This window comes from Streptomyces sp. NTD107 (assembly GCF_059510435.1).
Genome location: NZ_JCAJZV010000005.1, coordinates 430,831 through 446,403 on the forward strand (window position 1 = coordinate 430,831; position 15,573 = coordinate 446,403).

The following is a 15,573-nucleotide window of genomic DNA, read 5'->3' on the forward strand; positions in this document are numbered from 1 at the left end:
GCCGGATGGAGTCCCCCGCTCCCACCTTCACCGACTTCGGAAGACGACTGAGAGCCCTGCGCCGGGCCCGTGGAATGACCCAGCTCCAGCTGGCGGAGCTGTCCACCGTGAGCGTCCGGGCCATCCGCGACCTGGAGGCCGGCCGGGTACGGCGCCCGCAGCGCGACACCCTCCGGCTCATCGCCGAGGGCCTGCGGCTGACCGAGTTCGAACGCGAACGCCTCACCGGCCGGGCCGGATCCGCCACCCCGGGAGGGGCCGCGGCCGATCCCCCCGCGGAGTTCCTGCCGCCGCCCAGGCGGCTGGACGGGCTCCTGGGCCGGGAGCGGGAGACCGCGATCCTGCGCGAACTCCTCGCGGACGGCGAGGAACGGCTGATCGCCCTCACCGGCCTGCCCGGCGTCGGCAAGACCCGCCTGGCCCAGGAGGCCGCCTGGGAACAGCACGCCGCGGGCCGGCGCACCGTGTGGTGGTGGTCCGCGGACCCCCTGCTTCGGCAGCGCGCCACCCCGTCCCCGTCACCCCCGTCGCCGTCACCCTCGCGGCCCGGCCCCGGCGGGCCGGCCTGCCCCGATCCCGCCGGCGCCGCCGGTTTCGGCCGGTGGATCGGCCACCGGCCCGCGCTCGTCGTCCTGGACGCCTACGACCTGGCGGCGGCCGTGCCCGGTGCCCTGCTCGACCTGCTGCACGCCCGCCCCGGCTTGCGGATCCTCTACACCGCCCGGCGGCCCGTCGGAGTGCCGGGCGAGGTCATGGTGGCGGTACGGCCGCTCGCCGCGCCCACCGCCGACGGCCACGAGGCGGCCCGCTCCCCGGCCGTACGGCTGCTGCTGCGTCACATCCGCAGGACCCGGCCGGACTTCCGGCCCGGGCCGGCCGGCGCCACCGCGATCGCCGCGCTGTGCCGGGGACTCGACGGCATTCCCCGGGCCATCGAATGCGCGGCGCTGAACTTCCTGGTCCACGACGCGGCGACCGTGCTGCGGGAACTCCCCGCCCTGATCGACGACGCGATGGCGGACAGCGGCCTCGACCTGGACACCACCCTGCGGGCGCTCGGGCCGAACGAGCGGGCCTTCCTGGAACGCCTGTCGGCGACCGACGGCTGGTGGACGGTGAGCGAGGCGGCCGGCACGGCCGGGGTGCCGCTGAGCACCGGTGCCCGGACCGTGCGGGCGCTGTTCGGACTCGGCCTGGTCACCCTCGACTCCACGGCGGCCGGCACCCGGTTCCGGGTGCTGGAGCCGGTCCGCCGGCGCTGCCCGCACCGGCGGCCCCCGGCCGCCGTCGGGTGAGTGTCTGCCGCTCCTTCTGCCGCCCGTGGCCCCCATTTCTGCCGGTAGCCGCACATTTTCGCTTCTAGGGTTCGGAAACAGACGATCGCTCTCGTCCCGGAGGAATGCATCGTGCGGGTACTGGGATTCAGCGGAATGCACGACAGCGTCGAGTTCAAGCGGCGGGAACTGCCGGGACTCGACAGCCGGATCTACCGCATCACTCAGGGTCTGGACGCCGCCGCGGCACTCGTCGACGACCGTGGCGTGGTGGCCGCGGCGGCGGAGGAGAGATTCACCGGCGAGAAGGCCACCGGGACGTTTCCCGCCGAGGCCATCGCGTACTGCCTGGAACGCGGCGGCCTCGCCATGTCCGACGTGGACCGGGTCGCGTTCGGCTTCGACTACCGGCCCTCCCAGCGGTACGAGGCCGGGGACTTCACCCGGCGGCGGTTCCACGAGGTGTACTCCCCGGACGCCAAACGGGCCCTGCTGCGGGCGCGCTGGCCGGGGCAGGACTGGGACGAGCGCTTCACACCCGTGCCGCACCACCACGCCCACGCGGCGAGCGCCTACTGCCTCAGCGGCTTCACGGACGCCCTGGTGCTGGTCGCCGACGGCATGGGCGAGACGGAGAGCATGACCGTCTTCCGGGCCGGCGGCGGACAACTGTCGGTGCTGCGGCAGGTGCCCGCACTGCACTCGCTCGGCACCCTCTACGGCGTCGTCACCCTCTATCTGGGCTTCGACTTCGCCATGGACGAGTACAAGGTGATGGGCCTGGCGCCGTACGGCGACCGCACCCGCTGGGCGGGCGTGCTGGACCGGCTGGTGCGGCTGGGCGAACGGGGCACGTACACGGTGCCGCCGCTGGGGGAGAACCGCGGCTGGCTGGAGCACGAGACCCAGGCCGGCGCGCTGCGGGCGCTGACCGCGATGTTCGGCCCGGCCCGGCGGCCGGGAGCCCCCATCGAACGGCGCCACATGGATGTGGCCGCCGCCGTACAGGCCGCGCTGGAACGGACCCTGCTGCACGTCCTGCGGCACTTCACCGCCGAGACCGGGCTGCGCGCGCTGTGCCTGGCCGGCGGGGTGGCGCTCAACTGCACCGCCAACGGGCTGCTGGCGCGCAGCGGACTGGTGGACCGGATCTTCGTGCAGCCCGCGTCCGGGGACGACGGAACGGCGCTGGGCGCCGCGCTGTACGTGCGGGCCCTCAACGGCGCCCGGCACCCCACCCGGATGGGAATGCCCTACTGGGGGCCCGAGTACACCGACGACGCGATCGTGAAGACCCTGGAGAGCGAGCCGCGCTGCACCGCGCGCAGGTACCCCCGGGACCTGCTGATCGCCAAGACCGCCCGGAGCCTGGCGGCCGGCCGGGTGGTGGCCTGGTTCCAGGGCGCCATGGAGTTCGGGCCCAGGGCGCTGGGAAACCGCAGCATTCTCGCGGACCCCAGGGACCCCGGCATGCGGGACCACCTCAACGCGATCGTGAAACAGCGCGAGGATTTCCGCCCGTTCGCCCCCGTGGTGCGCCGCGAGGACGCGCACCGGTTCTTCGAGGTGCGGGCCGGCGCCGAGGAGGAGTACGCCCACATGCTGTTCGTGGTCCGGGTGCGGGAGGAGTACCGCGAACTGCTGCCGGCCGTGACCCACGTGGACGGCACCGCGCGGGTCCAGGTGGTCGACCGGGCCGGCAACGAGCTGCTGTGGGAGCTGATCGGCGCCTTCGGTGAACTGACCGGCACCCCCGTACTGCTGAACACCTCCTTCAACCTCCGGGGCCAGCCGGTGGTCCGGGACCCGGGCACCGCCCTGGAGACCTATCTCCGCTCCGAACTGGACCAACTGGTGCTCGGCGACCACCTGGTGGTGCGCGATGCCGGCTGAGCCACGCCCGGCGACCCTGCCGCCGGACCTCCCCGAACCCGTGGTGCCCCGCTTCTTCCACGACGTCCGTACGATCCCCTGCCCGGACGGGAACGGGCTGCCGCTGGCGGCCGGACTGGCCGCCGTGCTCGCCGGCCCGCCGGGCCACGACGCGGTCACCCCCGAGGGCCGGCCCGTCGCGGCCGGGCCCCGCACCACCTTGGCCGAACTCGCCCGCGCGGTGGCCCCCGGCGACGCGCACGACCCCACCACGGCCGAGGCCGGAGCGGACGGCACGCTGACCCTGCGGCACACCGGGGGCACCCTCAGCGCCCGCTACGACGCCGACCGGTACTCGGGCGAGCGGATCGACCGGCTGCTGGCCGACCTCCGCCGGGCGCTGACCGCCGACCCCGGCACGGTCCTCGCCGACCTGGGCATCGCGCCGCCGGCCCCCGTCCCGCTGTCCGGTGCCGCCCCCGCACCGCCCGGAACCCCCGCCCCGGTGCCCCTCGAAGGGCCGGTGGAGCAGGCGATCGCCGAGGTCTGGGCCGGGCTGATCGAGGTGATCGATCCCGCGCTGATCGGCCGGGACGACAACTTCTTCGCCCTGGGCGGCGACTCCCTGACCGCCATCAGGGCCGCCCACCGGCTGCGCGACCGCCTCGAACTCCCGCTCGGGCCCCAGCTGATCACCGACTGCCCCACTCCGCGCGAGGCGGCGGCGGCGATCGGCGCGCTGCGCCGCACGGCCACCGCCCGGCCGGCCGCCGCACCCGGCCCGGCCCCGGTGGCCCACGCGCCGGACACCCCGCTGCCGGTCTCGCCCGCCCAGGAGGCCATCTATCTGTTCGAACAGTGGCAGCCGGGCACCGCCGCCTACCACGTGCCGTGGGCGATCGAACTCACCGGCCCGCTGGACCGCGAGCGGCTGCGCGCCGCCCTGCGCACCGTCGTCGGCCGGCACGCCGTCCTGCGCACCGCGTTCCACGACCGGGACGGGGAACCGGAAGCCGTCCCGGTGCCGGGGGCCGAGGTGCCCTGGAGGGAGCACGACCTCACCGCGCCGGCCGCCGATCCCGACGCCGTCGCCGAGACCCTGCTGGCCCGCCTGATCGAGGACCCCTTCGACCTGACCCGGGCACCCCTGCTCCGCGCCGACCTGCTGCGCCGCTCCGCCGGGCACCACGTCCTCCTGCTGACCGGCCACCACCTGATATGCGACGGCTCCTCGCTCGAATTCCTGCTGCGGGAGCTGGCGGCCGGCTACGACGGCCGTGAACTGCCCCCGCTGCCCCTGCGGTACGGCGAGGTCGCCGCCCGGCAGCGGCGCGCGGCCGGCGGTGAGCGGGCCGCCGCCGCCGCGGAGCACTGGCGCCGCGAGCTCGCGGCGCCGCCCGCCCCCGAGGCGCTGCCCGGCGCCAGGCCCCGGACGGCCCCGCCCGACCACCTCGGGGACAGCCTGTCCCTGTCCCTGGACGGCCCGCCCGCCCGGGCCGTCCAGGAGCTGTCCCGACAACTCGGCGTCACCCCGTACGTGGTGCTGTTCACCGCCTTCCAGGCGCTGCTGCACCAGCTCACCGGCAGCACCGACCTGGTGGTGGGCACCACGGTCACCACCCGGGACCGCCCCGAGTACGAGGGGATCATCGGGCCGTTCTTCGCCACCGTGCCGGTCCGCGCGGCGGTCGACCCGGACCTCACCTTCGCCGAACTGGCGCGGCGCACCGCACGGGCGACCACCGCCGCCTTCGCCTGGAAGGACGTGCCCCTGCACGCGGTACGGACCGCGCCCGGCGCCGACCGCCACGCGGACTACCGCATCCTGTTCGAACTGAGCCGCCCGCCCGAGGTACCGCCGCCGGCCGGGCTGCGCTGGACCTGCCGGCTGCTCCACCCGGCCGCCGCCAAACTCGACCTGACCGTCAGCGTGACCGGACACGGCGACGCGCTGGGCTGTGTCATCACCTACGCCACCGACCGCTACGACCGGTCCACCGCCGAACTGCTGGCGCAGCGCTACCCGCGCCTGCTGACCGCCGCCCACGACCAGCCAGGGTGTCCGCTGGGCTCCCTGGGCGACCCGCCCCCGCCCGGCGGTGACCGCGCGGGCGACGACGAAGGCGTGGGCAACGGCGAGGGCGCGGCGGCGGGCGACGACGACCTGGGCCCGCTGCGCGCCGTCGTGGCCAGGCTGTGGTCACAGGTGCTGGACGTCCCGCCCGCCGCGATCGGCCCGCACAGCGACTTCTTCGCGCTCGGCGGCCGGTCCCTGGACGCCGTCCGGCTCAACTCCCGGCTGCGCAGGACGCTGCGGGTGACCGTCCCGGCCGGGCAGTTGTTCCGCTCCGGCGAACTCGACGCCCTCGTCGAGGTGATCCGCCGTCATGCCACCGACCCGGCCGCGCTCCGCCACCGGGCCTCCCTCGTCCTCACCGCGTGGAACCTGAGCCCCGAGGAACGCCACACGCTGATCGAAAGGCGAACCCATGTCTGAGTTCAACGGGCCCGACGGTCTGCCGTCCGACGAGGAACTGCGCGCCTTCCTGCTGGAGGAGGCGGAACAGGACGTGGTGGCGGTACCGCCCGGCGCCGGCCCCGCACAGGCACCGCTGTCCTTCGCCCAGCGCGCCATCTGGTTCTTCGAGCAGTGGAACCCGGGCACCCCCACCTACAACGTGGGCGGCGTCCTCACCGTCCGAGGAGCACTGGACGGCCCCCTACTGGAGCGGGCCCTGCACGAGGTCGCCCGGCGGCACCCCGCGCTGCGCACCGGATTCACCACCCGCGACGGGCAGCCCGTCCAGATCGTCGGCGCCGCCCCCGAGGTGCCCTTCGAACACCGTGACCTGACCGGGCTGCCCGCGCCCCGGCGACTGCCCGAGGCCCGCGCGCTGGCCGAACGCGAGATCCGCCGCCCGTTCCGGCTGGAGCGCGGGCAGCCGCTGCGCGCCCTGCTGGTGCGCATGGCGCCCGAGCGGCATCTGCTCGCGCTGACGGTCCACCACCTGGTCTGCGACGGGCTGTCCATGGGCCTGCTGCTGGCCGACCTCGACCGGAGCTACCGGGCGCTGCTCGCGGGCCGCGACCCCGCGCTGCCCGCCGCCCCCGGCTACGCCGGCTGCGCCGCCCGGGAGCGGGAACGCTGGGACGCGGGCGAGCTGGCGGACGGGCTGCGGCACTGGCTCGGCCGGCTCGACGGCGCCCCCGAGGTCACCACGCTGCCCGGCTCCCGGCCCCGGCCGGCCGAACAGACCTTCCGCGGCGAGACGGTGACCATCGCCGTGGCGGAGCCGCTGGCCGCTCTGGTACGCAGCGGGGCCGCCGCCCTGCGGACCACCGGATTCACCGTGATGTACGCGGCCTTCGCGGCCTTCGCCGCCCGCTGGAGCGGTCAGGAGGATCTCGTCGTGGGGACCCCGGTGGCCCTGCGGGACGCCGCGCCCGGTGGGCCCGGCCAGGAACGGATCGTCGGCCCGCTGATCAACACCGTGCCGCTGCGTACCGATGTGTCGGGCGACCCGTCCTACCGGGAACTGGTGCGGCGGGTGCGGGAGCGGATCGCCGAGGCCCAGGAGCACGCCGAGGTCCCCCTCGAACGGATCGTGGACGCCCTGCACCGGCAGCGCGGGCGCGGGCGCGTGCTCAGCCACAGCCCGGTCTTCCAGGTGGTGTTCGGCCTTCAGGAGGAGCCGGCGGCCGGCCACCGGCTGGGCGCCGCCGTGCTCACCGCCGAGCCGGCCGAGCGGGGCACCGCCAAGTTCGACATGACGTGGAACGTGATCGTCGCGGAGCGGACCAGGATCGAGCTGGAGTACAACACCGACCTGTTCGACCGCGACGAGGTCACCGCCATGGCGGCCGGCTATCTGCGGCTGCTGACGGCACTGCTGTCCGACCCCGGCCTGCGGATCGGCCGGGTACCGCTGGTGGACGCCGCGACCCGGGCACCGGCCGCCGCCACCACGGGGCCGGCGCCCGGCGACGAACGCACGCTGCACGAACTCGTCGCGGACCGGGCGGCCCGTACCCCGGACGCCGTCGCGGTCACCGACGGCGGCCGGAGCCTGACCTACGCACAACTGGACGCCCGGGCACGGCAGGTGGCACGGCGGCTGCGGTCCGCCGGAGTACGGCCCGGCGGGCTGGTCGGCGTGGCGCTGCCGCGCGGCGCCGAACTGGTCGCCGCGCTGCTCGGGGTGCTCAAGGCCGGGGCCGGGTACGTACCACTGGACCCCGACTATCCGGCCGAGCGGCTGCGCTACCTGTGCGAGGACGCCGGGGTACGGGTGGTGGTCTCCGCCGGCGAGGCCCGCCTCCGGCTGCCGGCCGGGGACCGGCAGATCCTCGATCTCGACGCCGCCGGCCCGCCGGAGGCGGCGGACACCGAGGAGGCGGCGGTCCCCGTACCGCCCGGCGCCCCGGCGTACGTCATCTACACCTCCGGATCCACCGGCCGCCCCAAGGGCGTGGTCGTCACCCACCGCAATGTGACCCGGCTGCTGTCCACCGTCGCCGACTGGTACGCCTTCGACGCCGCCGATGTGTGGCCGCTGTTCCACTCGTACGCCTTCGACTGGTCGGTGTGGGAGATCTGGGGCGCCCTGGTGCACGGCGGACGGCTGGTCATCGTGGACCACGCGGTCAGCCGCTCCCCGCGCGACCTGCTGGAACTGCTCGCCCGCGAGCGGGTGACGGTGCTCAACCAGACCCCGTCCGCCTTCCGCGCGCTGGAGGCGGCGGAGGCCGGGACGCCCACCGCGCTGGACCTGCGACTGGTGATCTTCGGCGGTGAGGCGCTGGACCCGGCCGCGGTGGCCCGCTGGTTCGCCCGGCACGGTACGGACCGCCCGCGCCTGGTCAACATGTACGGCATCACCGAGACCACGGTGCACACCAGCTACCGGCCACTCACCGCAAAGGACGTGGCCGGCGGCGCCAGCCCCATCGGGGTGCCGCTGCCGGACCTGGCCGTCTATGTCCTCGACCGCTGGGGAAACATCGCCCCGCCCGGCGTGGTGGGCGAGATGTACATCGCCGGCGCCGGGGTGGCCCTCGGCTATCTGCACCGCCCCGCGCTCACCGCCCAGCGGTTCGTGGCCTGCCCCTTCGAGGAGCCCGGCGCCCGCATGTACCGCAGCGGGGACCTCGCCCGCTACCGCCGGGACGGCTCGCTGGAGTACCTCGGACGCAACGACGACCAGGTCAAGGTCCGCGGCTTCCGCATCGAGACCGGCGAGATCGAGGCCGTCCTCACCGAGCACCCGGCGATCGGCGGCGCCGCCGTGCTCGCCCGCCGCGACGAGCGGGGGCCCGGCGCCCGGCTCATCGGCTATGTGACGCCCACCGGCCCCGAGCGGGAGCGGCCCACCAGCAGCGAACTGCGCGCCTTCGCCGCCGCCCGGCTGCCCGAACACATGGTGCCGCAGGTCTTCATGGTCCTGAGTACGTTCCCGGTCACCGCGCACGGCAAGGTGGACCGGTCGGCGCTGCCCGCCCCGGACGGCACCCGGCCCGACCTGACCCAGCCCTACACCGCCCCCACCACCCCGGCCGAGCACGCGCTGTGCGCGATCTGGTCCACGGTGCTGGGGGTGGACCGGGTCGGCACCCACGACAACTTCTTCGAACTCGGCGGCGACTCCATCCGCAGCCTCCAGGTGATCGGCCTGGCCAGGGAACGCGGCTGGGAGTTCACCCTCCAGGAGTTGTTCCGCACCCCGCTGATCAGCGAACTCGCCGCCCGCGCGCGCAGCGTCGACCCGGCCCCGGCCGGCCGCGAGCGCGCGCCGTTCGCCCTGATCGGCGACGCCGACCGGGCCCTGCTGCCCGCCGATGTGACCGACGCCTACCCCGTCTCCACCCTCCAGGCCGGCATGGTCTACCACATGGAGCGGGACCCGCGGAACCTGCCGTTCCACAACGTCAACAGCTGGTATCTGAAGGCGGTCTGGAACCCCGGGGTCTTCGACCGGGCCCTGCGGGACGTCATCGCCCGGCACCCCGTACTGCGCACCTCCTTCGACTTCGCCCGCTACTCCGAGCCGCTCCAGCTGGTGCACGAGCACGCGCGGCTGCCCCTGACGGTGGAGGACCTGCGCTACCTGCCGGCGGACCGTCAGGAAGCCGTCATCCACGAGCTGTTCCACGCCGAACGGCTGCGCCCGCTCGACCTGTCCCGGGCCCCGCTGCTGCGCGGCTTCCTCCAGCGCCGCACCGAGGACACCTTCCAGTGGACGCTGACCGAACACCACGCGATCTTCGACGGCTGGAGCCTGTTCACCTTCCACGCCGAACTGTTCGAGCGGTATCTGCGGCTGCTGGAGGACCCCGACGCCCCGCTCGCCGCCCCGCCCCGGTCCGCCTTCAGCGAGTTCATCGCCGCCGAGCGGTCGGACGTCACCGCCCCCGAGGCACAGAAGTTCTGGGCCCGGCACCTGGCGGGCCACCGCCCCACCGCCCTGCCACGCCTCGCCGGCGCCGCGCCCGCCGACGCGCCGGGACAGGACACCGACAAGGACGGCCGGCTCACCGGCGGACTGCGCAACTGGCGCTTCACCTCCACCCTGGAGGCCACCCACCGCGCGCTGGAACTCATCCTGCCCGAGCGCACCGTGGCCGATGTGCACGCCCTCGCGGCCCGGCTCGGGGTGCCCGTCAAGTCGGTGATGCTGGCCGCCCACCTCAAGGTCATCGGGCTCAGTACCGGGCGCGGCGACGTCATCAGCGGGCTCACCACCAACGGCCGCCCGGAGGACATCGACAGCACCCAGGTGCTGGGCATGTACCTCAACATGCCCCCGCTGCGGGTGAATCTGGCCGGCGGCAGCTGGAGCGACCTGATCCGCCGCGTCTACGAGGCCGAGCAGCGGATGCTGCCGCACCGCCGCTACCCGCTGGCGAACATCCAGTGGGACGCCGGCGGCCAGGAGCTGTTCGACTCCACCTTCGTCTATCTGCACTTCCATGTGCTGACCCAGGCACTCAACAGCGGCGTCTCCTTCCTCAGCAGCGGGGTGGCACCGCGCGCCGACTACCGGGCCGAGCCCACCAACTACGCGCTGTCCACCGGCATCGTCCGCGACCCGCTCTCCGCCAGGACCCTGCTGCGCATCGACTACTACACCGCCAAGGTCTCCGACGCCCAGGCGCAGTCGATCCAGGACCTGTACGTGGCGGTCCTGCGGGCCATGGCCGAACCCGACCGCCCGCACGAGTGGTTCTCCCCGGTCGGCGGCGCCGAGCGGGAGCGGATCCTCACCGGATGGAACGGCCCGGCCCGCCCCTACCGCACCGACCGCTGCGTGCACGAGCTGTTCGAGGAACAGGTACGCCGCACCCCCGACGCCTTGGCGGTGACCGACGGCACCACCCGGCTCACGTACACCGAACTGAACCAGCGGGCCAACCGGCTCGCCCACTGGCTGCGCGAGCGGGGCGCCGGACCGGAGCGGGTGATCGGCATCCGCAGCCACCGCGACGCGCAGCTGCCCGTACTGCTGCTGGGCGTGCTCAAGTCGGGCGCGGCGTATCTGCCGGTGGACCCGCAGCATCCCGCCGACCGTGTCGCGCAGGTGCTGCGCGACTCCGGGAGCACCCTGCTGCTGACCCGGGACGCCACCGCCGGGGGAGTCCCGGCCGGACCGTGGCGGTCGGTGAACACCGACGCGCTCGGCGCGGAACTCGGCGCCCGGCCGGCGCACGACCCCGGCCGGACCAGCGACCCGGCGAACCTCATGTACGTGATCTACACCTCCGGATCCACCGGCCGCCCCAAGGGCGTCCTCGTGCCGCACTCCGGCGTCGTCAACTACCTCGGCTGGTGCGAGGAGGAGTACGCCTCCCGGGGCACCGGCGGCGCGCCGCTGTTCTCCTCCATCGCCTTCGACATGGTGGTGCCCAACCTCTACACCCCGCTGATCCGCGGCGAGCGGCTGTGCATCCTGCACGACGACCTCGACCCGGTGGAGATGGCCGAACAGCTCGCACGCTGGGCGCCGTTCAGCTTCATCAAGATGACCCCGGGCCACCTGGAGCTGCTGCGTGAGCTGCTTCCCGCCGCGCAACTCGGCACCCTGGCCGCCACCCTGGTGGTGGGCGCCGACGCCTTCCCCGCGCACACCCTGGCCAACTGGCGTGCGCTGGACCGGGAATCGGCCCTGCTCAACGAGTACGGCCCCACCGAGGCGTCGGTGGGCAACACCACCTACACGCCCGGCCCGCCCGGACCCCACGACCCGCGGAGGGCCCCCGGCGCTCTGGTCCCCATCGGCCGGGCCATCCCCAACACCACCATGTACGTCCTGGACCGCGCCCTGATGCCGGTCCCGGTGGGCGTCACCGGCGACCTGTACATCGGCGGCGACTGTGTGGTCCGTGGCTACGCCTCCATGCCCGGCACCACCGCCGCCCGCTTCATCCCCGACCCGTACGGCGGCACCCCCGGCGCCCGCATGTACCGCACCGGCGACCTCGGCCGGTGGCTGCCGGGCGGCCGGCTGGAGTTCCTGGGCCGCGACGACGACCAGGTCAAGGTGGACGGCTACCGCGTGGAACTCGGCGATGTCGAGGCCGCGCTCGCCGCCCACCCCGGGGTGAATCAGGCCGTGGCCACCGTCGTGGAGGGCGAGTCCCGCCGGCTGGTGGGCTACTACGTGCCGTCCGGCCCGGACAGCGCCCAGGACCTGCGCGGCTGGCTCGCCGGACGGCTCCCCGGCTATCTGGTGCCCAGCGTGCTGGTCCCCATCGACCGGCTGCCGCTCAACGCGAACGGCAAGGTCGACCGCAAGGCGCTGCCGCACCCCCGCGAGGCCCGCGCCCGCGCCGCCGCCGCTACCACGGGCACGCATCAGGCGCCGGTCACCCCGCTGGAGGAACTGCTGGCCACCCTGTGGCAGGAGGTGCTGGGCAGCGAACGGGTCGGCCGCTCGGACACCTTCGCCGGACTCGGCGGCAACTCCCTGCTGGCCACCCGCCTGATGTTCCGCCTCCAGCACGAACTGCGGATCGACGTGCCGCTGACGACCGTACTGGGATCCGGCGCACTGCGCCGGATGGCGGCCGAACTGGGCACCCTCGTACGCGAGACCCACGGGGACGAGGTGGCCGACCTGCTGCTGACCCAGGCGGCGGGGCCGGCGGACGGCGGGCCCACCGGCACCCCGACGGGGGGAACATCCGGTGAGCACTGACGCGTTCGGCTCGCTGAGCACCCTCACCCCCGAGCAGCGCCGCCTGCTGCGCGCCCGCCTGACCGCCGCCGGCCCCCGCGCCGCGACCCCGAGCGCCGTGACCGCGAGGCCGCGCCCGGAGCGGATCCCGCTCTCGCACGCCCAGCGGCGGCTGTGGTTCCTCAACCGCTTCGACGAGTCCGACCTCGGCCACAACCAGATCTTCGCCGTCCGGCTCACCGGCCCGCTGAACCGGCCGGCCCTGGAAGCGGCGCTGGGCGATCTCGTCGAACGCCACGAGATCCTGCGCACCCGCTACCCCGAACACGACGGCATCCCGTACCAGCAGATCCTCGCCCCGGAGGCCGGCCGCCCCGCGCTGACGGTCCACACCCCCGCCGGACCCGGCGACGGCGCCCTGCGGGCGGCGCTCGCCGAGGCCAACACCCCCTTCGACCTGACCGTGGATCTCCCCCTGCGCGCCCGGCTGATCGTCCTGGGGCCGCAGGAACACCTCCTCCACCTGCTGCTGCACCATGTCGCGACCGACTGGCAGTCGGACCTGACCCTGCGCCGCGACCTGTGGACGGCCTTCGCCGCCCGCAGCGCCGGACGGCCGCCCAGCTGGGAACCGCTGCCGCTCCAGTACGCCGACTACGCCCTGTGGCAGCGCGACGGGCTCGGCGAGGAGACCGATCCGCACAGCCCCGGTGGCCGTCAACTCGCCTACTGGCGGAAGCGGCTGGCCGACGCCCCCACCGAACTGCGGCTGCCCTTCGACCGGTCACGTACCGAAGGCACCGGATCCGCCGCCGCCTCGCACCGCTTCTGCCTGGACGCCGGCCTCCACCGGCGGCTGTCCGAACTGGCGGGCGCGGCGGACGCCACGCTGTTCATGGTGCTGCAAGCGGCGGTGGCCGCGCTGCTCACCCGGCTCGGCGCCGGCACCGACATCCCGCTGGCCAGCCCCACCAGCGGTCGCACCGACGCCGCGCTCGACGGGATGGTGGGCTTCTTCGTCAACACGCTGGTGCTGCGCACCGACACCTCCGGCGACCCCGGCTTCCGGGACCTCCTGGCCCGGGTCCGCAGGACCGCCCTCGACGCGTACGCCCACCAGGACGTCTCCTTCGAGCGGGTGGTGGACGCCCTCAACCCCGAACGCGCCCCGGGCCGGCACCCCCTGGCCCAGGTGATGCTCGCCCTCAAGGGGGCGCCGGGCACCGTGGCGGACCTTCCGGGGCTGCGGGTGTCCCCGGTGCCCACCGGGACCGGCGCCCTCCCCTTCGACCTGCTGCTGTCCTTCATCGAGCGCTACGACGAGGACGGGCAGCCGGCCGGCCTCGACGCGGAACTCGCCTACCGCACCAAACTGTTCGACCCCGGGACCGTCCAGCGGATCGGCGAGCGGCTGACCCGGCTCCTCACCTCGGTCACCGCCGACCCCGACCGGCCCGTCACCGACATCGACCTGCTCAGCGACGAGGAGCGCCACCAGGTCCTCACCGGCTGGCAGAGTCCGCCCGACCCCGCCCCCGACGCCCCGGTGGCCGCCCTCGTCCAGCGATGGGCCGCCCGTACCCCCGACGCCGTCGCCCTGTCGGACGACCGGCAATCGTGGACGTACGCCCAGCTCGACGCCTGGAGCGACCGGCTGGCCCGCGCCGTCACGGACCGGGGCGCCCTGCCCGAGCACCTGGTCGCCGTCCTGCTGGACCGCACACCGGCCGCCGTCGCCGCCGTCCTCGCCGTCCTGAAGGCCGGCGCCGGCTATCTCCCGCTGCGCGCCACCGACCCGCCGGCCCGGCTGCGCCGCATCATCGCGGAGACCGGGCCCACCCTCGTGATCACCGACAGCACCACCACCCGGCTGGCCGCCGGACTGCCGCTGCCCGAACTGACCATCACCGCGGACCCGCCCCCCGATGCCGAGCCGTTCACCCCACCGCCCACCCACCCCGACCAACTGGCCTACGTCATCCACACCTCCGGATCGACCGGCCTCCCCAAGGGGGTTGCGGTCACCCACCGCAACATCACCGACCTCATCCACGACCGGCGCTGGACCAACGGCGCCCACCGCTGCGTCCTGTTCCACTCACCGCTCGCCTTCGACCTGTCCACCTACGAGGTGTGGGCCCCGCTGCTCACCGGCGGCCGGGTCCATGTCGCGCCCCCCGGGGAACTCGATCTGCCCGCGCTGTGCGCGGCGCTGCGCGACGGCCCGGTCACCGCCGCCTGGCTCACCGCGGGCCTCTTCCAGCTCGTGGCCGACCTCGATCCGGCCGCGCTCGCATCACTGGAAGAGGTCTGGGCCGGCGGCGACGTGGTCCCCCCGGACAGCGTGCGCCGCGTCCTCGACCACTGCCCGGACACCACCGTCGTCAACGCCTACGGCCCCACCGAGACCACCACCCTGTCCACCGGCCACCGGGTACGGGCGGACGAACCGGGCGCCGAACGGCTGCCGATCGGCGGGCCGTTCGACAACACCCGTACATACGTCCTCGACGAGCGGCTGCACCCCTGCCCGCCCGGGATCGCCGGGGAGATCTACCTCGCCGGCGAGGGGCTGGCCCGGGGTTATCTGCGGCAGCCCGGGCTGACGGCGGAACGCTTCGTGGCCTGCCCCTTCGGAGCGCCGGGGGAGCGGATGTACCGCTCGGGGGACCTCGCCCGCTGGACCCCCGAAGGACTCCTCGACATCCTCGGCCGCACCGACCACCAGGTGAAGATCCGCGGCTTCCGCATCGAACCCGGCGAAGTCCAGAACACCCTCGCCACCCACCCGGCCGTGCGGCAGTGCTTCGTCACCGTCCACACCGAACGGCCCGGCGACAAGCGCCTCGTCGCCTATGTGGTGCTCCGGGACACCGGGGCGGCGACCGGCGCGGACGCCCTGGAACCGGTACGCCGCCACGCCGCGCGACTGCTCCCCGAACACCTGGTGCCGGCCGTCTTCGTCGCCCTCGACGCGCTGCCGCTCAGCGGCAACGGCAAGATCGACCGCCGGGCGCTGCCCGCCCCCCGCCCGGCCGAGGCAGGCCCCGTCCCCGGCGAACCGCCCCGCACCGCGACCGAGGCACGGCTGTGCGCGCTGTTCACGGAGGTGCTCGGCGGGCGGCCGGTCCACCGGGGGCAGGACTTCTTCGCCGCCGGCGGCAACTCCCTGCTGGTCATGCGGCTGGGCGGGCTGATCCGCCGGGAATGGGGCCGCCATCTCACCCCGCGCCAGATCTTCGCCCACCCCACCCCCG

5 protein-coding genes are annotated in these 15,573 nt (G+C 74.6%); all 5 read left to right on the forward strand.

Going from position 1 to position 15,573, the window contains the following annotated elements:
- Positions 1–5 precede the first annotated feature (5 nt).
- Positions 6–1,295 (forward strand): helix-turn-helix domain-containing protein, encoded by a 1,290-nt coding sequence (locus tag AC5WRL_RS14045; RefSeq protein WP_496088811.1) that lies wholly within the window; start codon positions 6–8, stop codon positions 1,293–1,295.
- Between the two features lie 111 nt (positions 1,296–1,406).
- On the forward strand, positions 1,407–3,167 hold the full coding sequence (locus AC5WRL_RS14050) for a carbamoyltransferase family protein (RefSeq protein WP_496088812.1): 1,761 nt from the start codon (positions 1,407–1,409) through the stop codon (positions 3,165–3,167).
- Positions 3,157–5,643 (forward strand): condensation domain-containing protein, encoded by a 2,487-nt coding sequence (locus AC5WRL_RS14055; protein WP_496088813.1) that lies wholly within the window; start codon positions 3,157–3,159, stop codon positions 5,641–5,643. Before AC5WRL_RS14050 ends, AC5WRL_RS14055 begins: the two co-directional genes overlap by 11 nt.
- Entirely contained in the window at positions 5,636–12,337 is a 6,702-nt protein-coding gene (locus AC5WRL_RS14060) for an amino acid adenylation domain-containing protein (RefSeq protein WP_496088814.1), read from the forward strand. The genes AC5WRL_RS14055 and AC5WRL_RS14060 overlap by 8 nt, the downstream gene beginning before the upstream one ends.
- On the forward strand, positions 12,327–15,573 hold a 3,247-nt coding region (locus tag AC5WRL_RS14065; protein ID WP_496088815.1), incomplete at its 3' end, for a non-ribosomal peptide synthetase. The genes AC5WRL_RS14060 and AC5WRL_RS14065, both read left to right, overlap by 11 nt.